The sequence below is a fragment of the Faecalibacterium prausnitzii genome (assembly GCF_019967995.1).
GTDB lineage: Bacteria > Bacillota > Clostridia > Oscillospirales > Ruminococcaceae > Faecalibacterium > Faecalibacterium prausnitzii_E.
Genome location: NZ_CP065377.1, coordinates 432,356 through 454,901, shown reverse-complemented (window position 1 = coordinate 454,901; position 22,546 = coordinate 432,356). Strand labels below are relative to the sequence as shown.

Annotated in this window: 19 protein-coding genes and 1 tRNA gene; 5 read left to right on the top strand and 15 right to left on the bottom strand. The window is 60.7% G+C overall.

The genetic code is table 11. The features are described from left to right. Nucleotides 1-86 precede the first annotated feature (86 nt). Nucleotides 87-995 carry a LysR family transcriptional regulator gene (locus I5P96_RS02285; RefSeq protein WP_223382920.1) on the top strand — a complete coding sequence of 303 codons (909 nt, stop codon included), beginning with the start codon at nt 87-89 and terminating at the stop codon, nt 993-995. 55 nt (nt 996-1,050) lie between these two features. On the opposite strand, the gene I5P96_RS02280 is transcribed toward I5P96_RS02285, so the two are convergent. From I5P96_RS02280 to I5P96_RS02265, 4 genes are all read right to left on the bottom strand, one after another. Then, complete coding sequence (locus I5P96_RS02280; protein WP_223382919.1) at nt 1,051-2,103, bottom strand: GGDEF domain-containing protein; 1,053 nt, start codon at nt 2,101-2,103, stop codon at nt 1,051-1,053. A gap of 101 nt (nt 2,104-2,204) precedes the next feature. Next, the gene (locus tag I5P96_RS02275; RefSeq protein WP_223382918.1) at nt 2,205-4,043 is read right to left on the bottom strand and encodes an HD-GYP domain-containing protein; all 1,839 of its coding nucleotides are present in this window, start codon (nt 4,041-4,043) and stop codon (nt 2,205-2,207) included. A 170-nt stretch (nt 4,044-4,213) separates the two neighbouring features. Beyond that, a complete protein-coding gene (locus I5P96_RS02270) occupies nt 4,214-5,527 on the bottom strand; it encodes an MATE family efflux transporter (protein WP_223383716.1) in 1,314 nt (437 codons plus the stop codon). A 240-nt stretch (nt 5,528-5,767) separates the two neighbouring features. Next, nucleotides 5,768-6,319, bottom strand: coding sequence for a biotin transporter BioY (locus tag I5P96_RS02265; protein WP_097791460.1), 552 nt, complete (start codon nt 6,317-6,319; stop codon nt 5,768-5,770). Between the two features lie 182 nt (nt 6,320-6,501). On the opposite strand from I5P96_RS02265, the gene I5P96_RS02260 reads away from it, so the two are divergent. The 4 genes from I5P96_RS02260 to I5P96_RS02245 all read left to right on the top strand — a co-directional run bounded on the left by I5P96_RS02260 (nt 6,502) and on the right by I5P96_RS02245 (nt 9,047). Continuing rightward, nucleotides 6,502-7,077, top strand: a complete 576-nt coding sequence (locus I5P96_RS02260) for a hypothetical protein (RefSeq protein ID WP_223382917.1) — start codon at nt 6,502-6,504, stop codon at nt 7,075-7,077. A 136-nt stretch (nt 7,078-7,213) separates the two neighbouring features. Continuing rightward, the gene (locus I5P96_RS02255; protein WP_097791462.1) at nt 7,214-7,705 is read left to right on the top strand and encodes an RNA polymerase sigma factor; all 492 of its coding nucleotides are present in this window, start codon (nt 7,214-7,216) and stop codon (nt 7,703-7,705) included. After that, on the top strand, nt 7,692-8,864 hold the full coding sequence (locus I5P96_RS02250; RefSeq protein WP_223382916.1) for a DUF4349 domain-containing protein: 1,173 nt from the start codon (nt 7,692-7,694) through the stop codon (nt 8,862-8,864). Before I5P96_RS02255 ends, I5P96_RS02250 begins: the two co-directional genes overlap by 14 nt. Nucleotides 8,865-8,970: 106 nt before the next feature. Beyond that, a tRNA-Met gene (locus I5P96_RS02245) sits at nt 8,971-9,047 on the top strand. 217 nt (nt 9,048-9,264) lie between these two features. On the opposite strand, the gene I5P96_RS02240 is transcribed toward I5P96_RS02245, so the two are convergent. The 11 genes from I5P96_RS02240 to I5P96_RS02190 form a co-directional block, all read right to left on the bottom strand. Further along, a complete protein-coding gene (locus I5P96_RS02240) occupies nt 9,265-10,224 on the bottom strand; it encodes an AEC family transporter (protein ID WP_411703387.1) in 960 nt (319 codons plus the stop codon). 3 nt (nt 10,225-10,227) lie between these two features. Then, complete coding sequence (locus tag I5P96_RS02235; RefSeq protein ID WP_223382915.1) at nt 10,228-11,766, bottom strand: ATP-binding protein; 1,539 nt, start codon at nt 11,764-11,766, stop codon at nt 10,228-10,230. Nucleotides 11,767-11,783: 17 nt separating this feature from the next. Further along, a complete protein-coding gene (locus I5P96_RS02230) occupies nt 11,784-13,214 on the bottom strand; it encodes a VWA-like domain-containing protein (RefSeq protein WP_223382914.1) in 1,431 nt (476 codons plus the stop codon). A gap of 32 nt (nt 13,215-13,246) precedes the next feature. Then, a complete protein-coding gene (locus I5P96_RS02225; protein ID WP_223382913.1) occupies nt 13,247-14,317 on the bottom strand; it encodes a leucine-rich repeat protein in 1,071 nt (356 codons plus the stop codon). Nucleotides 14,318-14,557: 240 nt separating this feature from the next. Beyond that, a complete protein-coding gene (locus I5P96_RS02220) occupies nt 14,558-14,950 on the bottom strand; it encodes an FMN-binding protein (RefSeq protein WP_118553397.1) in 393 nt (130 codons plus the stop codon). Between the two features lie 31 nt (nt 14,951-14,981). After that, nucleotides 14,982-16,640 carry a glutamine--tRNA ligase/YqeY domain fusion protein gene (locus tag I5P96_RS02215; RefSeq protein ID WP_118553398.1) on the bottom strand — a complete coding sequence of 553 codons (1,659 nt, stop codon included), beginning with the start codon at nt 16,638-16,640 and terminating at the stop codon, nt 14,982-14,984. 133 nt (nt 16,641-16,773) lie between these two features. Further along, a complete protein-coding gene (locus I5P96_RS02210; RefSeq protein ID WP_223382912.1) occupies nt 16,774-17,706 on the bottom strand; it encodes an ROK family protein in 933 nt (310 codons plus the stop codon). A gap of 286 nt (nt 17,707-17,992) precedes the next feature. Beyond that, nucleotides 17,993-19,579 (bottom strand): mannitol dehydrogenase family protein, encoded by a 1,587-nt coding sequence (locus I5P96_RS02205; protein WP_223382911.1) that lies wholly within the window; start codon nt 19,577-19,579, stop codon nt 17,993-17,995. A gap of 8 nt (nt 19,580-19,587) precedes the next feature. After that, complete coding sequence (uxuA, locus tag I5P96_RS02200) at nt 19,588-20,688, bottom strand: mannonate dehydratase (protein ID WP_097791471.1); 1,101 nt, start codon at nt 20,686-20,688, stop codon at nt 19,588-19,590. A 249-nt stretch (nt 20,689-20,937) separates the two neighbouring features. Continuing rightward, on the bottom strand, nt 20,938-21,612 hold the full coding sequence (locus tag I5P96_RS02195; protein ID WP_118553402.1) for a GntR family transcriptional regulator: 675 nt from the start codon (nt 21,610-21,612) through the stop codon (nt 20,938-20,940). Between the two features lie 135 nt (nt 21,613-21,747). After that, complete coding sequence (locus I5P96_RS02190) at nt 21,748-22,392, bottom strand: phosphatase PAP2 family protein (protein ID WP_223382910.1); 645 nt, start codon at nt 22,390-22,392, stop codon at nt 21,748-21,750. Nucleotides 22,393-22,546 lie beyond the last annotated feature (154 nt).

Genomic DNA, 22,546 nt, shown 5'->3' with positions numbered 1-22,546 from the left:
AATAGGGTATCACAGGGGGTTGCATTTTTCAAATATATGTTTTATGATAGAATCCATAGGTTTTTCTTATGGAACGGAGGTGCCGTATGAACTGGAACCAGCTGCGCTATGTTCTGACCATCGCGGAGGAAAAAAGCATCACCCGCGCGGCTCAGAGACTTTACCTGACCCAGCCGTCCCTTTCGCTGAGCCTGAAGGCACTGGAAGAGGAGCTGGGCACCCCGCTGTTCACCCGCGGGCCCGACGGGCTGGAGCCCACCTACGCGGGCAGCCTGTTCTGCGCCTGGGCTGCGGAGACCGACATCTCTTTCGGGCGGCTGAACGACAAGCTCAGCGACATCGCTTCCGGCCGGCGCCAGCTGCTTCGGCTGGGCGTCAGCCCCCACCGGGGCAATCTGCTGCTGCCCACCATCCTGTCGGCGTTTTACCGGCAGTTCCCCAGCTGCGAAGTCCACACGGTGGAGCTTTCCACCACCCTGCTGCGCCTTCAGCTGGACGCCAAACAGCTGGATTTCATCGTGGACGTGCCCAGCCCCGACACCGTGACCTACTGCAACGAGCTGCTGCTGAACGAGCCCATCCTGCTGGCCGTGCCCCGGTCGTTCCTGCCCCGCATCCAGCCGCAGAGCGGTGCGCTGGAGCTGAACGCCCTCAGCGGCGAGCCGTTCATCCTGCTGCCGCCGGAGCAGATGCTGGGCGGCATCTGCCAGAAAATGTGCGAGCAGGCGGGCTTTCTGCCCGACCTGCGGCTCCAGTGCAGCAGCGTGGAGCGCGCGCTGAGCCTGGCCGCGCAGCAGCTCGGCATCACCTTTGCACCGCTGATCTTTGCCCAGCGGCAGTTCTACGGCGAGGAGCTGTGCTACTTCCACATTGCCAGAGTCGAGACCAGCCGCCCGCTGGCCCTCGTCTACCCCCGCAGCAACTACCAAAGCGCCCCCCTCAAGGCCATGCTGGAGCTGTTCCGCATTCAGGTGCCGAAGCTCTATGGTTTATAAAAACAGAAACCCTCTCCGGCATTGCTTCGCAATGCCGGAGAGGGTTTTATCCTTTTTACCCGTGCGGGATGCCGCGGCGGCGGTAGTGTTCTTCCTTGTCGTCGTACATGCGGCTCTCGGCCTGCTTGATGAGGGCTTCGAGCTGGATGCCGCCGGCGCTGCAGGTAGCACAGCCCACGGCGACCGAATAGCCGTTGGCCTCCACATTGGCCACGAGCTGGCTCATCCGTTCCCGCACCGTGCGGGGCGGCTCGTCCACCACAAAGGCTACGAACTCGTCGCCGCCGATGCGGTAGCTGTCCTTGATGCCGAACTGCCGGACCATCTCCTGAGCCACCGTCTTGAGCATGACGTCGCCCGCATTGTGGCCCTTGGTGTTGTTCAGCTCGTGCAGGCCGTTCACATCCACATAGACACAGCTCAGGGTGTTGGAACAGCGCAGCGGATATTCGTTCATGTGGTTCTCGTAGGCGTTGCGGTTGGGGATCTGAGTGTTCAGGTCGGTCTCTGCGATGACCTTCAGCTTGCAGCGCGCGACGACATTGTCCGTCAGGACGCGGATATAGTACGTGGAAAGCACACAGCCCATTAGCCCGAACAGGACGGCATTGAATACATCCCTGGGCACGAGGGCCGGGTCTTTGAAGGTCACAGAACAGCCGATGAACAGCGCTTCGTAGATCACCGTGCGCAGGATGTTCCCGATGGCCGGGCGGGTGAACAGCATGGGCAGCACCACCGCAACGACATGGAAGCAGATGGCCGGTTCATCCGGGTAGGCAAAGCAGCCCAGATAGAGGCTCAGCAGATAGCAGATGCCCATAAAACTGTCCGCACAGATGGAAAGGACGATGTTGCTGTTCTGGCAGCTCTGCACCGTGCACAATAGCACCAGCGCACAGGCCAGCGCAATGATGTAGGCGATGAAGCCGCCTGCCAGCGATTTGACGGCGCAGCACACCGCCAGCGCCATGAGCAGGAACACGATCTCCACGGTGAGAAAGAAGAAGAGCTTTTCCAGGTTTTCCTTCCGGATCTCGTCCCGGCAGTTCCGGTAGACATCCGGCATCGCGCCGCCATAAAACAGGAGATTGCGCAGTTTTTCCATTGGCCTTTCCTCCTCAGCGTGCGGTTTCGCAGCTTTCTATGCACTCTTACCGGTTATTGTATCACACAGAAGAAAGAAATGGAAGTTTTTATCTCATTTTTTTATTCCGCAGCGTGGTATGCGTGCAGATAGACCTTTTTTCGCTCGGCATCCAGCTTTTGGGCCAGCACTTTGCAGAAGGTCTCGTCCCGGAACAGCGCCACCACGTCCGGTGCATAGCGGGTGCCGCTCTGGGCCTGCAGCTCCCCCACCAGTGTGCGCAGGGGCTTGGCCCGGTTGTAGCAGCGCCCGATGTTGTCGGTGGCGGCATCCAGCGAGTCCGCCACAGTCAGCACATCCACGATGCCCTTGATGTCCTGCGGGCAGGGCGGCACATCTCTGGGGTAGCCGCCCTGTCCGTTGTAGAAGCAGTGGTGATAGAGCGCCGCCGGGGCCAGATGCTCTTCGTACCCGGCATCCCGCAGCAGACTGCAGCCAATGACCGGGTGGCTCTGGATGCAGCAGAATTCTTCCTCCAGCAGGCTGCGGCTGTTGGTGTCGATGTACATGATGACCGCGCTCTTGCCCACATCGTGGTACAGGCCGCATTCATAGGCGGTCTGCAGCAGCTCCGGCTTCCGGGCCTGCACTTCGGCTGCGGTCTTGCAGCCCAGCAGGCCGATGAGAGCGGCGGGGTCGGTCTCGATCATCCGCCGGAGCAGCACTCTGGTCAGGTGCGCCACCATCGTGGAGTGTACATAGGTCGGCTTGTGGCCGGAGAGAATGCTCTCCAGGATCTTGCGGTTGTCGATTTCCTTGGTATCCGACTGCGCCGTGATGAGTTCCCGGATGGCCATGCTGGCCACACGGGGGTATTCATTGCCCGGCATCTCGTCCAGATACCGGTGGACCGCCGCCCGCTCCTTTGCAATGCGGTCAGCCAGCTCGGCGCGGTCCTGCTCGCTCAAAAATGCTTCATAATAAAAGAGATAGGCCGAGCCGGTCAGGTTGCGGTTGATGCCGTCCGGCGAATAATCCTGTTCGCCGGTCTGGTCGATCATCTCCAGCAGATCTTCCACGACGGCGCGGGCCGTGCCTTTTCCGGCATGGTAGAGTGCCGCATGGTAAAAGTAGCTCACCCGCCAGTTCTGCTGGCGGGATTCCTCTCCTGCGTTCTTTTTCTGATGCTCGTAGACATAGGAGGCCGACCGCAGCACCCGCTCTGCGACCTCAGGGTCATTGCAATGGCGCAGATAGGCCATCAGGATCATCTGGTCCATGTGCATGGAATAGGTGAACCGTGCCCAGGGGATGTCCGGGTCCAGCTTCTGGTAATAGGGCGATGTGATGATGCTCATAGCCAGGTCGAACAGCTCCATATACCGATGGCAATCCTCTTTCGTCTGGCGCGAGACCGCCAGCCGGATGTTGCCCACGCACCGGATGATGTACTGCCGGGTCTCCTTGTCCAGCTCTTCATACCGGGCAATGTAGTTGGCCCCCTCCAGAAAGAAGGCATGGATGCGCGGCCACAGCAGGTTGACGTCGTGGTCCTCATCCCGCACATTGATATAGTGCAGGGTGATGCCGTTGTAGTACAGCTCCCGGACGATCATGGGGACATCGTCGCGGAAGCGGGCCGCCTTCAGCAGCAGCTCGTGGATCTTGTAGGCCACGCCGCAGTCCTCGCTGTTGGCATAGTTGAACAGCCTGCCCGCCGCCTCTTCCAGCTCGGCGATGTCGCTGTCGGACAACGTTTTCGCATCCCGCGTGTAGACCAGCTCTCCCAGCAGGGCGTTGTTCTCCTTCATCAGGTCGAAGCAGCGCACCGCGTTGCCCTGGATCGCCTCCAGCAGGAATTCCGGAGCCGTTTCCGGCGGGAACTGCGGGCGGGAGAGGGTCCGCACCCGGCGAAGATTCTGGATATAGCGCTCCCATTTCTGCCGATTCGACTCTTCCATCCGGACGCATCCCCTTTCCACTCAAAACTGGAACCTTTTTGTAAACGTTTCAGGTTTTATTATACGGTACATTCGTGGAAAAAGCAATCAAATTCGACCAATTGTTACCCCCCCCCCGACAAAAAATTTTACGTTTTTTGAGCGGAAGTGGAAGATTTTTCCTTATTATTTTAAGTTTCCAGCCAGTTTGCTTTCCATGCGTAACCCACCATCATCAACGCACCCAGCCCCCACGAGACGGGATACAGCAGGAAGATGCCGTCGATGCTGGAAAAGAAGGGCAGCACCCACTGGATCCACCCGATGCGGAACACACACAGCGAGACCAGCAGCACCACCATGGGCGGAATGGTCTTGCCGGTGCCGCGCACGGTGCCCGCCAGACCGTGCAGGACGCTCAGCTCCCAGTAGAAGGGGCAGAAGTAGTGCATGGCCGTGCAGCCAAAGGCGACGACGTCCTCTTCGTGGGTAAACAGGTGCATGATGGGGTCCTGGAAGGCCAGCAGCAGCACACCGGTGAGGATGGTGTAGACGACGCCCATGCCCAGCGTGACCCACAGGCTCTTCTTCACGCGGTCGAGCTTGCCCGCGCCGAAGTTCTGCCCCACGAAGGTGGTGGCCGCCATGCTGAAGCTCATGATGGGCAGGATGTTGAAGCCGTCCACCTTCATATAGGCCGCGAACCCGGCCATGGCGGCGGCACCGTAGCCGTTGACGCCGGCCTGCACCAGAATGTTGGACAGCGAGATGACCATATTCTGGATGCCGGTGGGCAGGCCCACCTTGATGATGCGGACGGCCATTTTGCCGTGCACCCGGATCTCTCTGGCCGTCACGCGGTAGTCGTCCTGGACCTGCATCAAAAAGCGCAGCGCCAGCACACAGGAAACCAGCTGGCTGATGTCGGTGGCGATGGCCGCACCGGCCACACCCATCCGCAGCCCCGCGATGAGCACGAGGTCGAGGAGGATGTTCGTGCCCGATGCGATGCCCAGATAGAGCAGCGACCGCTGGGAGTTGCCCGCCGCATTCAGGATGCCCGCCGCCATGTTGTACACGACGCTGAACAGCACACCGCCGAAGTAGATCTGCATATAGGTCACAGCGTCCTCCAGCACCTCCGCCGGGGTATCCATGGCCGTGAGCAGGGCACGGCTGACGAGGATGCCGCCGATGGTCAGGATGAGGCCCAGAAGCACGGCCAGCGCCAGCGCGGTATGCACGGCCCGCTGCGCATCCTCGCGGTCCTTCGCGCCAAGATACTGCGCCACCACGACGCCCGCACCCACTGCGATGCCCTGACTGAAGCCGATGAGCAGGAAGATGGGCGAGCCACTGGAGCCGACGGCTGCCAGCGCATTGCTGCCCACGAAGTTGCCGACGATGATGGAGTCGGCGGTGTTGTACAGCTGCTGAAGCAGGTTGCCCAGGATCAGCGGCACGGAAAACAGCAGGATGCTCTTCCAGATGCTGCCCTCCGTCATCAAACGGGTCTTTTTCTTCTGCGGTTCCAAAACGGTTGCTGCCACGATGTTCCTCCTGAAGTATCTCGCTTTATTTAATAAGTACCAAATGATTTAATCTTACAACCATTGGCCGCACTTGTCAAACAAAAGCAGAAAAAACAGGAAGACCGGCCCTCCGCTGCTTGCAGAAGGCCGGTCTTCCTCTCGTGCTTCATGATCCTCCGGAGAATGCCGAGGTTTTCTCGTTTCTTTTGACCATCAGGCCATCTTCAGGACGCCTGCCTGCACCAGACGCTTGCGCAGCAATGCGCCCACGACGCAGGAGACCACGATCTTGGCGAGGTCCAGCGCGATGAAGGGATAGACGCACACCGAGAGTGCGTAGCCCAGCTCACACTGCATCTGGAACACGAACCATGCCGTGCCCAGCACATAGCAGGCCGCGTCGCCCAGCACCAGACCGATGCCGGAGACCACCGGATTGCCGTTGCTCTTCTCGATGAACAGGCCGCCGATGAGCGCCAGCAGCAGGTAGCCCACCAGATAACCGCCGGTGGGGCCGGCGAGCTTGGCCAGACCTGCACCGTAGCCGGAGAAGACCGGCACACCGATCAGGCCGATGCACAGATACACCGCCACGCTCAGGGTGCCGAACTTGGGGCCCAGCAGCCAGGCGGTCAGGCAGATGACAAAATTTGCCAGCGAGATGGGGACGGCTCCGATGGGCACCGTCAGCGGGCCAAGAACACACATCACCGCTGCCATCAGCGCCGTGACTGCCATTTGATACGTCGTCAGTTTCTTCTCCATGATTCCCCTCCGATATTCGGGTCGTTATTGTCGTTGTTGTCGGTCACGCTCGCCAGTATACCCCGGCCCGCCGCAAATGGTCAACACAAAAATTCAGCCAGGGTTTACAATTCGTGATTTTGCTTGCCAAACGGCCCGCAGCCCACTATACTGGAAGCAGAATCTCCAAGGAGGCGTATCACATGGGCGGAGGACATCTTTCCCGGCCGGATTTCGGGATGCCGCAGCCGGACCCGGCACACCCGCTGACCGAATTTTACCTGCTGCTCCAGCATGGGCTGGACCGCGAGGGCGTGTTTGCGCTGCCCGCACTCTGGGCAGACTTTCAGGCACCGGCCCGGCGCATCTACGCCGACGAGGCCGAAGCCTTCCTCACCCTGCGCGAAACGCCCGGCGCGGCCAGCATGCCCCTGCTGGCACCCCGGACTTTGCAACTGCTCTACAGCAGCCTCCATGTCCTGCCCGACGGCACCCCCGCCGCCCTGCTGCTGACAGAGGAATGCTCCCGCACGGTGTATGCGGTGCAGCTGCTGCCGCCCTTCGTCTGGGAAGACCCGCTCCCGCCCCTGCCGGATTGCGCGGCGGCCCTCACGCTCACCCTCACGCTGCGGGATGTGGAGGCCATCGACGCCGACCCTCATGCGCTGGAGCAGCGGCTCTGCCGGGAGCCGGGCGGCAAGCACTGGCTTGCCCACCCCAAGGCCGAAGCCTTTCTCGCCGGGCGCATTGCGTTGCTTCAGCGATTGTACAAACGTTGAATTTTTGTTATACTCTTTTTATTCTGCGATGCAATAATCGGGACCTCTCAGCCGTGTATCCGGTAGAATGTCCCACTGGAACCAACGATTTCCAGCAGACCCCGGCCACCGGGGCTTCAAAGGAGTGTAAGACGATATGGGACAGTTGACCAAAGACGAAGTTTTTGCGCTGGCTGTGCAGCGATACAGCGACGCCGTCTACCGAGCAGCCTATCATAATTGCAGCTGCGCGGCGGACGCCGAAGATGTGGTGCAGGATGTTTTCGAAAAGCTCCTGAACTACGACGGCCGCTTTGAGAGTGAGGAGCACCTCAAGGCCTGGCTGCTGCGTGTCGCCATCAACCGCTGCCGGGACCTGACCCGTGCAGCGCGCCAGAAGGACACCGAACTGGATGAGAATATCCCCGCGCCCGACCAGATGGAAGACGGCAGTGTGCTCGATGCGGTGCGCACCCTGCCGGAGAACTACCGCAATGCCGTGTACCTGCACTACTACGAAGGATACACGGCTGCGGAAGTGGGCCGGATGATGGGGGCTCCCACCAATACGGTGCTCAGCTGGCTGCGGCGGGCCCGCGCACAGCTACATACGATGCTGAAGGAGGAGATCGAAGATGAGGTGGTATGAGTACAAGATGGAGGTCGATGACGTCCATGCCCCGGACGACCTGAAGGAAAAGCTGCTGGCCATGCAGAAGGCCCGGCAGGCCGAGCAGGCCGCATCCGGCACCACCCCCAAACCCCAGCTCACCCCGGCCCCTGCACTGGAAAAGAAGAAAAAGGCCCCCATCCGTTTCCCAGTCAAACGGGCGGCGGAACTGGCCGCCTGTGTGGCGCTGTGCGGTGTCTGCCTGTATGGTGCCGCGCTGAGCAAAAGCAGTTGGAACGGTGTCACCCTGTTCTCCGGCGGGTCTGCGCCCAGCACGGCAGCCGCCTACGATGCCGCACCGGAGCTTGCCACCTATTCTCTGGACGGCGGCGCAGACACCTACGGCACCGGCAGCGCCAAACACGCCGTGCGTGATGCCGGCAGCGCCGACCTGCTGACCTCCGGCAATGTGGAGGGCGAGAACGCGGCTTCCGGCACGGTGGACAGCGCCAAGCTCATCTACACGGCCGATCTCTCCATCGAGACGCAGGACTTCGATTGGTCCCAGCAGCAGTTGAACGAAACGCTCAGCGATGTGGACGGCTATATGGAATCCAGCAACGAGTACACCGACAGCACCGACAACACCCGCACCCTCTCGCTGACCCTGCGGGTGCCGAAGGGGTACTACAGCGCCTTCCTCGGCGTTGCCGAAAATGTTCTTGGCAATGTGACCAGCAAAAGCGAGAGCGCCGACGATGTGACCACCCAGTATCTGGACATCGAGGCCCGGCTGGACAATCTGACCGCCCAGCGCACCCGTTTGCAGGAATTGCAGGCCAGCGCGGACGCGCTCTCCGACCTGCTGCAGATCGAGTCCTCCCTGAGCGACGTGCAGTACCAGATCGAGAGCTACCAGAGCCAGCTGAACTGGTACGCCAATCAGGTGCAGTACTGCACCGTGAACATCACCCTCAACGAGGTCGAGACCCTGACCTCCACCGGCAGCAGCTTGGGTGCCCGGCTGACCGACGCCTTCCGGAACGGCTGGTCGAACTTCACCGCCGGGGTCCAGACGGTTCTCGTCTTCCTCATCGGCGCATGGCCCGCCATCGGCATCGGTATCGTCTGCGGCGTGGTGTTCTACAAAGTCCGCCACCCCCGCAAAAAGCAGCCCCGCAAGCCTGAAGCGAAGTGACGACCGGAAAGTTCGAAAAAACTTTTGAAAAACACTTGACATCTCCCCCGCTCTGTGGTATTATACTTGAGCAGTCAGCGAGAGGCCGACAGCAAAAAGTAAATAGCGCGGGGTGGAGCAGTCTGGTAGCTCGTCGGGCTCATAACCCGAAGGTCGTTGGTTCAAATCCGGCCCCCGCAACCACTAAGCATCTTGAAGTTTTTCAAGATGCTTTTTTGTTGTTTTTTTATTTTCATGCAAAAAGTGAGCCGTTGCAAACTCCTTCCGGCATCGCATCCGCGATGCCACCTCCCTCCCAGAGGGAGGCTTTACAGCTACCCGTCACGCTAAGGCTCCCTCTTCGAGGGAGCTGGCGCGGCGAAGCCGTGACTGAAGGAGTTTTGCAGCAGCTCTTTTTTATTTATACGATATATCCACGGCTCCTCGCCCAGAAGACCCAGAAGGTCAGGGTCAGGGCGCTGAAGAAGGTGGTGGTGACGCAGACGCTGCCGGTCAGGGTGCCTTCGTGGCCCATCTGTTTGGCCATGACGTAGCCCGCCGGGGTGGTCACACTGCCCAGCATGACCATCAGCGCCACGAGCTTCTGGTCCACAAAGCCCAGCCGCACCGCCACGGGCAGGAAGATGGCCGGCAGGAGGATGAGCTTGATGACCGTTGCAACGGCCGTGGGCTTGAGGTAGCCCAGCGCTGCGCGGCCCCTGAAGCCCGCACCGATGGCAAGCAGGGCCAGCGGGCTGGTCATACCAGCCAGGCTGGAGAGCGTCTTGTTGGCCATGGCGGGCATGGGCAGGCGGAGCAGGCTCCACGCAAAGCCCGCCGCGATGCCCAGCAGGATGGGGTTGGTCACGATGCCCTTGAGGCTCCTGACCAGCTTCTCCCCCATGCCGCTCCGGGCGTCCTGCGAAGGGCTTTCCAGCGTGAGGATGACGACCGCAAAGATGTTGTACAGCGGCACACTGCCCAGGATCATCAGGCCGGACAGGCCGGAGGTTCCGTAGATGTTCTGGATAAAGGCCGCACCGAGGATGGCCGCCGAAGAGCGGTAGCTCGCCTGCACGAACTCCCCCACGATGTGCTTGTCCTTCAACAAGAGCCGGGCCAGCCTCCAGATGACCAGAATGCTTGCCGTGGTGACCGCAGCGCAGAACAGCACATACGGGCCATCGAAGCTGGCACGGACATCCATGGTGGCAAGGTCCCGGAACAGCTGCACCGGCAGCGCCACATGAAAGACGAACTTGTTGGCCATGGCCACGAAGTCGTCGGTGAGGAACTGCCTTCGGTGGAGCAGGTAGCCCAGCAGCATGAGGAAAAACAACGGCATCGTGCTGTTCAGGCTGAAGATCAGACTTGCCAGCATGGCTCACATTCCCCCGTGGCGGCGCTCTTCTGCCGCCAGCTCCTGCTGCAATGCCGCTTTGCGGTGGTCGAGCAGCAGGTCCTTGTTGTACTGGAAGTACCGGGGGCAGCCGTTCTCGGTGATGAACGCATGGGCGGCAGGGGCCAGCGTCAGCTCGGTGACAAAGACCACCATCTCCTGGCTCTCGGCAAAGGCCTGCTCCATAAAATCGAAGGCCGCTTCCAGTGCGCTGGCTGCCGCCTCCTGTGCGGCATCCCGCTCGTCGGAGAGCGACTGGAACTGGGTGCGCAGCAGGTCGAAGGCTTCCTGTGTGCCCGCCGCCTTGGCGCGGCGCAGTTCCGCCTCCCACTGGCGCAGGACGGCATAGACCTTGAGCCGGGTGGCCAGCGCGTCGCGGCTGAGCAGACCCGCCTCGCGCTGGCGCTGGGTCTCGGCGTCGTAGTCGGTCATCATCTGGTTGAACAGAGTTGCCGGGCCATCCGGGATGTCATCGGGCAGGGTCGCAAAGCCCTGTTTGGCCTCCCGCAGGAAGGCATAGCAGGCATCGGCCGCAGCATCGGCCCGGCGGGACGCCGTGAACCGGTTGTTCAGGCCGGACAGGAGCAGGCTGACAAGGCTCAGCCGCTCGTCGAAGGGCGCGTTGAGCAGGCGAGCGAAGACGGCGGGTTTGGCCTGCCCGGCCAGGATCTCTTCCACGCCGTAGTCGTCGCGGTATTTGTAGTAGAGGTCGAGGTAGGCCGAGAAATCCTCCGCAATCTTCTCATGCTGGATGTACTGGCGGATGAGTGCCTCGTCTGCCTTGAGGCCCAGCGCCTCGTAGGTATCCAGCAGATTGGAGAGGTCCTCCCAGCCGCGGGCGGTGACGAACTGGGTGCCGTCCACATCGGCGTTGATCTGATAGAAGTTCTGCGGGTGAAGGTCGAGATAGCTCAGGATCGCGCTGTGCAGGTGGGCAGCGCGGGCGTAGTCCTTCCAGACCTGTAGATCCGGCTCGATGTCCATCCGGCGGACACGGTCCAGCGTGACGATGTCGAAATCACGGACCGATTTGTTATACTCCGGCGGATTGCCTGCCGCCACGATGACCCAGCCCGCCGGGACGGCCTGGTTGCCGAAGGTCTTGCACTGCAAAAATTGCAGCATGGTGGGGGCCAGCGTCTCGGAGACGCAGTTGATCTCATCAATGAAGAGGATGCCCTCCTTCAGGCCGGTGGCCTCCATTCTGGCGTAGACGCTGGCGATGATCTCGCTCATGGTGTATTCCGTCACCGAGACGTCTTTCCCGTCATAATGGCGCTGGCGGATGAAGGGCAGGCCCACCGCGCTCTGGCGGGTGTGGTGGGTGATGGTATAGGCCACCAGCGCCACGCCGCACTCCCGCGCCGCCTGTTCCATGATCTGGGTCTTGCCGATGCCCGGAGGGCCCATCAGCAGGATGGGGCGCTGCCGGATGGCCGGGATGGCGTATTCGCCCAGCGCATCCTTGGCCAGATACGCTTTGACGGTGTGTTCGATCTCTTCTTTGGCTCGTTTGATGTTCATAAACGTTCCTCACATCCTCAGGTGTTGTTCAGTTCGCGGCAGGGGACGTCCTCGTCGTACAGCGCCTCGGCAAGGGCCGACGCGGCTCTGGCAGACGGGCCTGCAAATTCTTCCTCGTCCAGCACGACCTTCATGGCCCAGGGCGGGACATTGGCGTCATCGAAACGGTCGCCCAGAAACAGGAACGCCGTATCGTAGGCCGGGCGGCGGGCCGGGTAGGTGCCCATGCCGTCGGTAAAGTAGAGCAGGCCCCGCAGGTTGGAGAACTTTTTCTCGGCGCAGAGCTGGCTGACGTATTCGAACGCCGGGCGGAAATCCGTTCCGCCGCCGCCCCGCAGCTGGAAGTGGTTCATCGCATGGATGAGCTCGTCCTCGTTCCGGACCAGAAGGTCCTGCCGGATGGCGTTGTCGGCCTGGATGAGGTGCAGGTTCATCCGGTGGAAGAAGTTCTCCCTCCCTTTCAGCAGGGTGTAGGTCTCGGCCAGAAATGCCCGGACCAGCTCGCCGGAGGTAGAATAGCTCGTGTCGATGACGAGGGCCAGTTCCTCGATCTTTCTGCTCTCCCGCGTTTCCAGCGGCTCGATGAGAGGCAGGTTCCCATAGACGGACAGGCCGTAGGTGTAAAAGTTCAGGTCGAATTCGTCGGGATCAAGGTGGACTTCCTCCCGCGTGACGCAGAACCGGCGGAGAAAATCCCGGTAGCTGCGGCGGCTGCGGTTGGCGGCTTTGACCTGTTCCTTCAGGTTGTCGGCCCCCTCGCCCGCCTCCTTGTCGCGCAGTTCCAGTTCGGTCTGCATCCGCTCCCCGATCTTCTGCCAGGTCTTCTGGGGCAGCGGGGTCGGCATCTGCTGGGGCTGTTCGGGGGCGTCTTTCGGCCAGAGGCGGTGGTCGTCGGTGCAGAACTCCCGCTCCAGCTGGCGCAGCACACCGGGCGTCTGCCGGACCAGCCAGCGGTACGCCGGGGCCGCTGCCACGACTTTGCCCTCTTCCGCGATGCACTGATAGGCGTTCTGCCGCACATAGGTCAGCGGCCGTTTGACGCTGCTGCGGTTCAGCCCGTCGATGACGTTTTCCACCGCGATATCACAGGCCAGGCTCCACAGACGCGGGTCGCGCTTCCCTTTCATCCAGAGATGTCGGAATACGCAGTGGAATATCGTATGAAGATACAACCGGTTGAGATACTTCGGATTCTGCTGATAGAGCCGCAGCAGGGCGCTGGGCTGGTAGCAGAGGATGCGGCCATCGGTGGCCAGCACACCGCACCGCTCATCCGGGGTGGGCGTCAGCGCCGAAAGCGCCAGGTCGAGAAAGCGGAAGTCCAGATACAGCCCGCTGCGCACCACAGCCAGCACCTCACCGCCCATCCGTACCTGCCACTCCTCGTGGGTCTCCGGGCGCTTCGATTCAAACGGCTTGCGGGGGTCGAAAAATGTTTCTTTGGGCATCGTTTCACCTCACTTCCCCTGCGGGAAAGGGTTCAAAAGTCAAAATCATAGCGTTTCCGGTTCGGCTTTGCGGCCTGTCTGCTGTGGGCGGCATCGGCCAGCAGGGCAGCAGCAGCAGCCTGTTCGGCCTGAACGGCCAGCGCTGCGGCCTCGGCAAACCCGGCCGCGTCCAGCACATCCAGCGCCAGCAAGGCCTTCAGGCTGTCAAGGTCCTGCGCCTTCAGCAGCCGGGCCACGACCCGGCCCGTGTTCACCTTGAGGAACGCGGTGTAGGGGGTCTTTGCCTGTTCGGTCAGGCCCCAAGGCCAGCGCAGGCGGTCGAAGCAGAGCATGGCCATGATATCCTTGTCCTCGGAGGCGTGGCCGTCCGGGAAAATAGCGTCGTATTCTGCGCAGAGGATTTTTCCATCCAGAAAACACTGCCGGTAATGATATCCCTGCCCGGAAAAGGTGTGCAGCAGGATATGCGCCGGAGATTCCTCCACATCCTCCCAGTAGGCCGGATACCACAGACCTGCGCGGGGGGCCGCCTCGCCGGGGCACCAGAACAGCGCCCGCACGGCCTCGGTGATGTTGTTGACGAGCGCGAACAGGCCGGTGGCCTGTTCCGGGTCGGCCCGGACGATGAGGTCCGCCAGTGCGAAGCAGTTCAAAAAGACATCGCTGCCCACGGTCAGCTCCCCCGCTCCCACGGACAGGGTGCGCAGCCTGCGGCAGTTGTAGAACGCGCAGCTCCCGATGACCCGCAGGCTGTCCGGCAGGACGGCTTCTTCGAGGAAGTTCCCGCAGACGGGGTGGAGGTCTTCTTCGGGCGCAGCGCCAAAGTCGAGGTCATAGCGGCGGTGCCGTCCGGTCCGGTCCCGGCCAAAGGCTCTGGTCAGGACGGCGCTGCCGTCTTCCCCCACTGCGTAGCGGCAGACTGCGTCCGGGGCGGGCATGTTCCGGGGCGATTCGGAGAAGCAGTAGTCCCCCAGTTCGGTGACAGCCCAGCTGCCGCCCTCCGGGGTCGGCAGCGCCGACGGCAGGGCGATGCAGGGGGCCTCCCCATAGGCCCGGACAAGGCGGGCCGTGGTATCGGACAATGGTAAAACATCAATCAGCATAGAGATTCCTTACAAGAGAAAGCCCTCCCCGGTACAACCTCTCAGTCTCGCATCCGCTCGACAGCTCTCCTGGTAGGAGAGCCTCTGGCGAAACGGTGAACGTTGCAGGGAATGCCAAGGCCTCTCCTACCAGGAGAGGTGGCAATGCGAAGCATTGACGGAGAGGTTGTACAACGGAAAGCCTTCCAAACAAAAAACTGCTGCACGCGCAGTTGCCGTGCAGCAGTTGGGAGAGTGCGATCACTGTGCGGCCTGCGCCAGACAATCATCCATTGCGGCAAAGACCGCGTCACTGGTCATGGTGCTGCCGGTCACAGCATCCACACCGGCGGTACTGCCTGCCTCTTTCAGGCTGGCTGTCAGGCTTTCCGCCGCCTTGCCGCCCAGTTCCGGCGTCTCGCCCGAAGCATCAATGTCCACATTCGTCACTTTGCCGCCGGTGATGGTCACGGTGACCGCCACATCGCTCAGGCAGCCTTTGGCGCTGGCCGTGTAGGTGCCATCGGTGTAGGTGGCCGCGTTGTCTGCGGCAGGCATCGTGCCGGTGTTGGCGATATACAGCGACAGCACCACACCCAGAACGATATCCAGCAGCACCATCACGAGGGTGTTCCGGCTCATGTGTTTCTTCATCTTGTTGTATGCTCCTTTGGCAGGTCTTGGTTTATTTTGCAGGTTTGAAGCTGTCGCGCAGGGTCACGACACGGTTGTACACGCCGGGGTTCTTGGAATCCGGGGTGAAAAAACCGGTGCGGACGAACTGGAACTTTTCGCCGGGCTTGGCATCCTTCAGGCTCTCTTCCAGCTTGCAGTGGGTGCGCACGGTCACGCTCTCCGGGTTCAGGTAGTCCTTGTAGTCGCTGCCCTCCGGGATGGCGTTCATGTTGGCCTCGGTGAAGAGCTTGTCGTACAGGCGGACCTCGGCGTCCACGGCGTGGGCGGCGCTCACCCAGTGGATGGTGCCTTTGACCTTGCGGCCGTCGGCCGGGTTGCCATTGCCGGTCTCGATGTCAGCGGTGCAGTGGATGGCGGCAATGCTGCCGTCAGGGTTCTTCTCGATGCTCTCGCACTTGACGAGATATGCACCCATCAGGCGGACCTCGCCGCCGATGGTCAGGCGCTTGAACTTGGGAGGCGGCACCTCGGCGAAGTCCTCGTTCTCGATCCACAGCTCGCGGGTGAACGCCACCTTGCGGGTGGTGGCATCGTTGGCCTCGCGGTTGGGGTTGTTGGCGATGTCGAAGTACTCGGTCTTCTCTTCCGGGTAGTTGTCGATGATGAGCTTGACCGGGTCCAGCACGGCAATGCGGCGCTGCGCGGTCAGGTCCAGTTCACTGCGGATGCAGGCTTCCAGCTGGCGCATGTCGATGAGGTTGTCCGACTTGGAGATACCGGCCTCACGCACAAAAGTAAAGATGGAAGTCGGGGTGTAGCCGCGGCGGCGCAGACCGCACAGAGTCGGCATCCGGGGATCGTCCCAGCCGTCCACGATGCCCATTTCCACCAGCTCGCGCAGGTAGCGCTTGCTCATGACGGTGTTGGTCATGTTCAGGCGGGCGAACTCGCGCTGCTTGGGGAACTCGGTCCCGAAGATGTTCTCGATGACCCAGTTGTACAGCGGGCGGTGGTTCTCGAACTCCAGGCTGCACATGCTGTGGGTGATGCCCTCGATGGCGTCCTGGATGGGGTGCGCGAAGTCGTACATCGGGTAGATGCACCACTTGCTGCCCTGGCGGTGGTGCTCCGCATACTTGATGCGGTAGATGGCCGGGTCGCGCAGGTTCATGTTGGGGCTGGCCAGGTCGATCTTTGCACGCAGGGTCTTTTCGCCCTCCTGGAACTCCCCGGCACGCATCCGGCGGAACAGGTCCAGATTCTCCTCCGGGGTACGGTCGCGCCACGGAGAGGGGCGGGAGGGCTTGCCCGCGTCATTGCCGCGGTACTCGCGCATCTCGTCGCGGGTCAGGTCGTCCACGTAGGCCTTGCCTTCGAGGATGAGCTTCTCGGCATACTCATAGCACTTGTCGAAGTAGTCGCTGCCGTAGAAGATGCCGCCGTTGGGGTCGGCACCCAGCCAGTGCAGGTCTTCGATGATGCTGTTGACATACTCCTCACCTTCGCGGGCGGGGTTGGTGTCGTCCAGACGCAGATTGAATTTGCCGCCGTACTGGTTCGCGATGGACCAGTTGATATAGATCGCCTTGGCGCTGCCGATGTGCAGGTAGCCGTTGGGCTCCGGCGGGAAACGGGTATGGATCTCGCTGACCTTGCCCTCGGCGAGGTCGGCGTCGATGATCTCGGTCAAAAAGTTTTTATCAGCCATGGTGGAGTTCCCCCTTCATCCGGGCCAAACCGCCCGGTACTGCTCATGATTCAATACCCATTATAATACACCATTTTTCGCTTTGCTTCAAGCTAGAAATAGAAACCATCGAAAAACAGCCGCTCTGGGCACTTTATTTCTGCGGGTAAAATGCGTTGAGGTAGCTGACCAGCGCACCGATCTGGTTGGCTTCATTGTGGAACGCGCAGGGCACGATCTCCGGCCGGGGCAGGCTGCGGGCCTGCTCCTCGCTGAAGGGATGGCCCTTCAGAATCTTTTCCTCATACACCCGGTCGAGGGTCTCGATGAGGAGGGGCTGGCCGCTGATGCCGCCGCCGATGGCCACCTTTTCGAGATCCAGCAGGACGCTGAGGTTGTAGATCTGCACATCCACCGCCCTGCAGAAGGCTTCCAGCACTTCCAGCGCCTCCGGCTCCCCTGCGTTGGCCGCATCAAAGAAGAGCCTGCCGTTCAACGGGGCATCGGTAGGCAGCTGCCTGCGCACCCGGTAGGCATCCAGCAGCGCGGAGGTGCTGCACTGGCCGGCCATCGTCTTTTTGCTGTCGCTCCAGGCGTCGGCGTTGGTATTCATGAAGCTGTACTCGCCCGCGGTGAAGTCCCGGCCGCGCACCAGCTGGCCGTTGACGATCAGGCCGCCGCCCACGCCGGTGCCGATGACGAACACCGCCGCGTTGCTGCACCCCTGCAGCGCACCGCGCTGCAGCTCGGCAATGGCAGCTGCCTTGCCGTCGTTTTCGATCCAGACCTTGCAGCCGCAGAGCTCGGCCAGGCGCGGGCCCACCGGGGTGCCGATGTTATAGATGATAGAGGGCGCACCGCCGCCCAGGACCACACCGTGCTCGGCGTCGATGAAGCCGGGCAGGCTCAGTGCGATGCCGTCCACCTCGTCCCTGTGGGGGCGGTAGAGCTGCGCCAACGTTTCGAGAAAGTGCGGCTGGCTGTCGCTGGGCGTCGGGATGCTGCCGGACTCGTACCGGTTCATCGCATCGTCCATGACCGAGTATTTGATCTCGGTGCCGCCCACGTCAAAGATCATGACCTTCATGCTGGTTTCCTCCCGGTTCCGTTTTTTCTTATTATGGCAAAAAATCGGCTATAAGTAAAGGCATTTGCCGGAAATTCCACCCTCTCCGTCAGCGCTCACGCGCTGCCACCTCTCCCGAAGGGCGAGGTTTTGCCGCAGCGGCAACATATACAGCACAAAAGCTCCCCCATCGGGGGAGCTGGCGAGCGAAGCGAGACTGAGAGGGTATAAAAAATCCCACGCTGCGGCAAAGCAAAACGCAGCGTGGGGACGAAGATAGCTTAACCTAAAAAGAGGATGTCAGCGCTCAGCGAGCGACGACGTACTTGTGCAGAGTCTTGCGGACTGCGCCGTTGCCAGCATACAGCTCCTTGACCATGCCCTCAATCTGCTCACCCAGACCGACCGCATACAGGTCCACACCGAAGATGTCGGCGCGGCTGTACAGGTTCTTCAGGCAGCTGAAATCCTGCTCGCCTTCCTTGACTTCCAGCGGAGCCACGATGGCCTGCAGCTCGGCCAGCATCGGATCGGGAGAGATCTCAAAGGCCTTGCCGTTGTCATCAATGCCCTTCAGGTAGCGGGCATAGCCTGCCAGCACCAGCGGGATCAGGACCAGATTGCTCTTGTCCAGGCCGCGGGCCTCGTAAGCCTTGATGGTCTCGCCGAAGCGGATGGCCAGCTTCTGGGAGGTATCGGTAGCGATACGCTGGGGTGCGTCGGGCATGAAGGGGTTGGGCAGGCGGCGGTTGATGACCGCGCCGATGAACTCATAGGGGTTCAGGACGCCCGGATCGACGACGACGGGCATAGCCTCGATGTAGCCGATCTTCTGGATGAAGGCGCGCAGGTCCTCATCGGCCATTTCGGCAGAGATGAGGGTGTAGTCCAGCATGCAGCCATAGATGGACATGGCGGTGTGCAGCGGGTTCAGGCAGGTGCAGACCTTCATCTTCTCGATCTTATCGACAGTCTCGCGGTCGCAGTACAGAACACCGCCCAGCTCCAGCGGAGGACGGCCATTGGTGTAGTGGTCCTCGATGCAGAGATACTGGGTCTCCTCGGCGTTGACGAAGGGAGCGGTGAAGGTGTGCTTCTCGGTGACGATGGTGTAGTTGTCCTCAAAGCCGTCGTCGGCCAGCATCTTCTGGACCTTGGCGTCGGGGCGCGGGGTGATCTTGTCGATCATGCTCCAGGGGAAGGTGACCTTGGTCTCGTCCTGCACATAGGCGAGGAACTCGGCGGGCACCAGGCCCTGCTCGACCCACTTGGAAGCGTAGGTGAAGACGGCATTCCTGACCTTGTCGCCGTTGTGAGAGCAGTTGTCCATGCTCTGCACGGTCAGGGGCAGCTTGCCGGCCTTGAAGCGCTCATACAGCAGAGCGGTGACCTTGCCCATGGCCAGCACGGGGGTCAGGCCGCGCTCCAGGTCCGCAGGAGCCACGCCGTAGCCCTTCTCGGTGATGGTGAAGGAGATCATCTGCAGGCTGGGGTTCTGGAAGATCTCGACCAGACGTGCCCAGTCCTCGGTGAAGGAGGGGTCTGCCTTCAGGCTCTCGGTCACGGAGGCCACGACCTTCTTCTCGATCTCGCCGGTGGACTTCAGGCAGACCAGCAGGCTCAGGTTATCGTAGGGGCGGTAAGCCTTGTCGATGATCTCATAGTCGAAGCTCTCGGCCACGATGACGCCGCGGTCATACTTGCCGCTGTTCAGGGCGTCGTTCAGGACGGCTGCGGGGAAGGCGCGGAAGATGTTGCCTGCACCGAAGTGCACCCAGGTCGGCTCTGCATGGGTCTTGGCCTTGACGGCCTCGACATCGAACTTGGGCAGCTCGTAGCCTTTTTCTGCCCACTCGGCGGACAGATTGCCGTTTTTGATATCAGACAGCTTCATTTTGATGCTCAGCCTTTCTTTTTCTCTTCATCCAGACGGTCCAGCAGATCCCAGACGCCCAGCATATACTGGATGCCCAGCGCACGGTCATACTTGCCGTAGCCGGGGCGGCAGTTGCCGGGGCCTTCCTCCCACAGCTGACGGCCGTGGTCGGGGCGGATGTAGCCCTCGTAGCCGCCGTCATGGTAGGCGCGCAGGATCTCGATGATGCCGGTCTCGCCGCAGCAATCGCGGTGAGCAGCCTCGGAGAAGTCGCCGTTGGGGAAGTGATGGATGTTGCGGATGTGTGCGAATGCGATGCGATCGCAGTGCTTGCGGACGATCTCAGCAACGTTGTTGTTGGGGTTTGCGTTCAGGCTGCCGGAGCACAGGGTCAGGCAGTTGTACTCGTCATCCACCATGCTCAGGAAGCGGTCGATGCTCTCGGCATCCACCAGCAGGCGGGGCAGGCCGAAGATATCCCAAGGGGGATCGTCCATGTGGATGGCCATCTTGATGTCGCACTCGCGGCAGGTGGGCATGAGAGCCTCCAGGAAATACTTCAGATTCTCCCACAGCTTCTCCTTGGTGACGGGGGCATAGGCCTTGAACAGCTCGTCCAGCTTGGCCATACGCTCCGGCTCCCAGCCGGGGAAGGTCATGTTGTACTTCTCGGTGAAGCCCAGGATATAGTCGGCCATGGCCTTGTAGTCGTTCTGGATCATGTCCTTCTGATAGAACAGAGCGGTGGAACCATCGCCGACGGGGTGGAACAGGTCGGTGCGGGTCCAGTCAAAGATGGGCATGAAGTTGTAGCAGATGACCTTGACGCCGAACTTGGACAGGTTGCGGATGCACTGCTTGTAGTTCTCGATATACTGGTCGCGCGTCGGCAGGCCGATCTTGATGTCGTCATGGACGTTGACCGATTCCACAACGTCCATATCGAAGCCGTAGGCGTGGATCTGGTCTGCGACCTTCTGGATCTCATCGACCTCCCAGATCTCGCCGGGCATCTTGTCGTGCAGTGCCCAGACGATGCTGGTCACGCCGGGGATCTGCTTGATGTCGTTCAGCGTGATGGGGTCGTTGCCCTCACCATACCAACGCCAACCCATTTTCATAGGCATAGGGGTTTCCTCCTTATGTTGCTTTGCTGTTTCGTCCGCAGCAACCGCTGCGGCACGTCTCTGCATATATTCTAATATATCAGTTTCGACTTGGCAATTGGCGTTTTGACATTTTTCAGAGTTTTTTCTTGTATACTTTAGACAAAAAGACGACCACACAAAGGATTTTCCCCTTTTTGCGGCCGTCAAATACACAATTTTCTTGCTATTTTTTTGTCAATATCGGCAATTTCCAGTTTCTCTCACCGCTTACCCTTCAATGAAGTAATCCGGATGGATGGCTCTGGCCTGTTCCACCGAGAGCTTATAGCGGTTCAGGTGCTCGTGCAGGGTGCGGCCGACATCGTCCTCGCTGCCGTGGAGGACGGCCTCCAGAATGCGGGTATGGGCCCCGCAGACGGATTTATTCTCGTCGGTCTGCAAGCTGAACTTGCGCAGCCGCTCGATGTGCTGGAAGGTGGACAGCATGTGATCGAAGTGCGCTTCCATGCCGCACAGCTCGAACGCGCGGCGGTGGAAGGCGTTGTCAAGTTCCAGCATCCGGGTCTCGCGGTTCTCGGCGCCGGAGTCGCTCTCCAGCACACGGTACTGCTCAATGAGCAGGCGGTAAGCCCGCTCCTGCTCGCCGGTCAGCCGCCCGCGGATGTGGTTCAGGATCTCCTTTTCCAGCGTATAGCGCGCAAACTGCTCCATCTCCATGAGCGTCAGGTCGATGGGGGCAACATAGGTGCCGCTCTGCGGCTTGATGGTGACCATGTGAGCGATGTTGAGCATGATCAGTGCCTCCCGCATGGGGGTGCGGCTGATGCCCATCTCCTGCGCCAGTGCATGGTCATTGAGCTCATCGCCAGGCTTGAGTTCCATTGTAATGATACGGCTGCGGATGGTCTCGTATGCAGCCTCCCGTGCACTCCGTACTGCCATCGTAACGTTCTCCTTCTATCCACCAAAACAATTCCGGTCGCTCTTTGATATATTAGTGAAAGTACCAGTTTTATTTTACCCCCGAAGCGCACCGTGCGTCAAGGGGATTTGGATATAAAATGCAATTTTTTCTTGTCAAGCCGCTTTCTTCGTCTTTTTGGCAGAAAGGATCGGCACCCAGACGGCCACCAGCGCCAGACCGCAGACCACATCAAGGATGGAATGCTGTTTTGTGAAGACGGTGGAGGCGCAGATGAGGGCAGCCCACACCCAGGCCAGCACCTTCAGGCCGGGGCGGCCTTTTGCCAACCTGCTCTGAGAGAACGCCAGCGCCATGCAGCCGGAACTCTGGCAGTGGATGGACGGGCAGACATTGACCGAGGCATCCGCCTTCCAGAGGAGCTGCATGATCTGCATCGCGATGTTGTCGCGGCCGACGGCCTCCGCCGTGGGGCGGATGTCCAGACCGTTGGGCAGTATCATATAGAGAATGAGGCAGAAGGTCATGCCGGAGAACATCATCAGGCAGAGCTTGTCGTAGCTTTCCGTGTCGTTCCACCAGAGCAGCGCTGTGACCACCGCCAGCAGCAAAAACCAGCTGCAATACGGGAAAACGAACCACTCATTGAAGGGGATGAAGTCGTCAATGGGGCTGTGGATGATGTACTTCGGGTCGGTGATGGTCAGGTCCAGCCAGAAAAACCAGACCAGATACACCACCCAATATGCCTGAAACCACAGATGCGGCTTCAGGCGGGAGCGCAGCGAGCGTGTATTCATGTATTTTCTCCTATAATTTTGATTCCGCAACGACCTATTTTATCATAATGCGCCGTATTGCGCAAATGGAATTTTTACGTTAAAATGAAAAAGATCATGTTCTACTCTATACAACCTCTCCGTCATTGCTGCGCAATGCCACCTCTCCTTGCAG

Bases quoted from the DNA above. Each gene is read 5' to 3' on its own strand.
- I5P96_RS02220 (WP_118553397.1), bottom strand. From the start codon at position 14,950: ATGAAGAAACACATGAGCCGGAACACCCTCGTGATGGTGCTGCTGGAT.
- I5P96_RS02190 (WP_223382910.1), bottom strand. From the start codon at position 22,392: ATGAATACACGCTCGCTGCGCTCCCGCCTGAAGCCGCATCTGTGGTTT.
- I5P96_RS02285 (WP_223382920.1), top strand. From the start codon at position 87: ATGAACTGGAACCAGCTGCGCTATGTTCTGACCATCGCGGAGGAAAAA.
- I5P96_RS02255 (WP_097791462.1), top strand. From the start codon at position 7,214: ATGGGACAGTTGACCAAAGACGAAGTTTTTGCGCTGGCTGTGCAGCGA.
- I5P96_RS02275 (WP_223382918.1), bottom strand. From the start codon at position 4,043: ATGGAAGAGTCGAATCGGCAGAAATGGGAGCGCTATATCCAGAATCTT.
- I5P96_RS02230 (WP_223382914.1), bottom strand. From the start codon at position 13,214: ATGCCCAAAGAAACATTTTTCGACCCCCGCAAGCCGTTTGAATCGAAG.
- I5P96_RS02225 (WP_223382913.1), bottom strand. From the start codon at position 14,317: ATGCTGATTGATGTTTTACCATTGTCCGATACCACGGCCCGCCTTGTC.
- I5P96_RS02265 (WP_097791460.1), bottom strand. From the start codon at position 6,319: ATGGAGAAGAAACTGACGACGTATCAAATGGCAGTCACGGCGCTGATG.
- I5P96_RS02205 (WP_223382911.1), bottom strand. From the start codon at position 19,579: ATGAAGCTGTCTGATATCAAAAACGGCAATCTGTCCGCCGAGTGGGCA.
- I5P96_RS02235 (WP_223382915.1), bottom strand. From the start codon at position 11,766: ATGAACATCAAACGAGCCAAAGAAGAGATCGAACACACCGTCAAAGCG.
- I5P96_RS02215 (WP_118553398.1), bottom strand. From the start codon at position 16,640: ATGGCTGATAAAAACTTTTTGACCGAGATCATCGACGCCGACCTCGCC.
- I5P96_RS02210 (WP_223382912.1), bottom strand. From the start codon at position 17,706: ATGAAGGTCATGATCTTTGACGTGGGCGGCACCGAGATCAAATACTCG.
- uxuA (WP_097791471.1), bottom strand. From the start codon at position 20,688: ATGCCTATGAAAATGGGTTGGCGTTGGTATGGTGAGGGCAACGACCCC.
- I5P96_RS02270 (WP_223383716.1), bottom strand. From the start codon at position 5,527: ATGACGGAGGGCAGCATCTGGAAGAGCATCCTGCTGTTTTCCGTGCCG.
- I5P96_RS02260 (WP_223382917.1), top strand. From the start codon at position 6,502: ATGGGCGGAGGACATCTTTCCCGGCCGGATTTCGGGATGCCGCAGCCG.
- I5P96_RS02240 (WP_411703387.1), bottom strand. From the start codon at position 10,224: ATGCTGGCAAGTCTGATCTTCAGCCTGAACAGCACGATGCCGTTGTTT.
- I5P96_RS02280 (WP_223382919.1), bottom strand. From the start codon at position 2,103: ATGGAAAAACTGCGCAATCTCCTGTTTTATGGCGGCGCGATGCCGGAT.
- I5P96_RS02250 (WP_223382916.1), top strand. From the start codon at position 7,692: ATGAGGTGGTATGAGTACAAGATGGAGGTCGATGACGTCCATGCCCCG.
- I5P96_RS02195 (WP_118553402.1), bottom strand. From the start codon at position 21,612: ATGGCAGTACGGAGTGCACGGGAGGCTGCATACGAGACCATCCGCAGC.